Origin of the sequence: Labrys sp. 22185 (assembly GCF_052045555.1) — a bacterium.
In the GTDB taxonomy this organism is placed as follows: domain Bacteria; phylum Pseudomonadota; class Alphaproteobacteria; order Rhizobiales; family Labraceae; genus Labrys; species Labrys neptuniae.
Genome location: NZ_JBQEPH010000119.1, coordinates 1 through 728, shown reverse-complemented (window position 1 = coordinate 728; position 728 = coordinate 1). Strand labels below are relative to the sequence as shown.

Sequence of the window (728 nt, the reverse complement as noted above, 5' to 3'; positions counted from 1 at the left end):
GGATATGCGGACGGAGCGGCGGATCTTGCCGCCATTGGGCATCTCCGTCCCCGCAATCAGCCGCAGCAGAGTGGATTTCCCCGCCCCGTTTACGCCCATGAGGCCGTAGGCGTACGATGTATCGAAGATCATCGAGACACGGTCGAGGATCATCTTTCGATGTTTCTCGACCTTGTAGTACTTCGTCACATTGCTGAGTTGAATCATGTCGACCGAAGAACTGCCATCCAGGATTGACGCCCCGTCCCTCGCGGACGGTGACACCATATCAGCTTCACGCCCAATTCACTATTCAAATGGCCGGGCATCGGCATCACCGCGACCGATGGAGGGCAGGCAGGACCTGCGACAGGGCTTCCCTATACCTGTCCTCATTGTGCTCTGATTGGAGCCTGTCGCAGCAGCCTTGCCGGAGACGATGCCACAACGCTTCGGAACGGTAGAGCCGGACGATCGCAGCGGCGAACCCCTCCGTGTCATCGACTGATACGGACAGCACTTCCCGCTCGTTGCTCCAGCCAAGCTGCCCGAGAAGCAGGTCGGTGATCACGGCGGGCACACCGAACGAGGCCGCTTCATAGACCTTGTAGGGCGTCCCGGCAGCAAAGCGCGTCGGCGCGATGGCAATGCGACAGCTGTCGTAGATCGGAGCGAGATCGGCCACGGGCCCGTGCCAGGTGACCCGGCTATGCGACAGGAAACGGTCGAGGGCCAGGCCGGGGGCGACA

General features: G+C 61.4%; 2 protein-coding genes. Both read right to left on the bottom strand.

Annotated features, from left to right (window positions below; genetic code table 11):
* The coding region (locus ACTJKX_RS38200) for an ATP-binding cassette domain-containing protein (RefSeq protein WP_440728503.1) at nucleotides 1–207 on the bottom strand (207 nt) is incomplete at its 3' end.
* Nucleotides 208–313: 106 nt separating this feature from the next.
* A partial coding sequence (locus ACTJKX_RS38195) for a glycosyltransferase family 4 protein (RefSeq protein ID WP_440728502.1) occupies nucleotides 314–728 on the bottom strand: 415 nt, incomplete at its 5' end.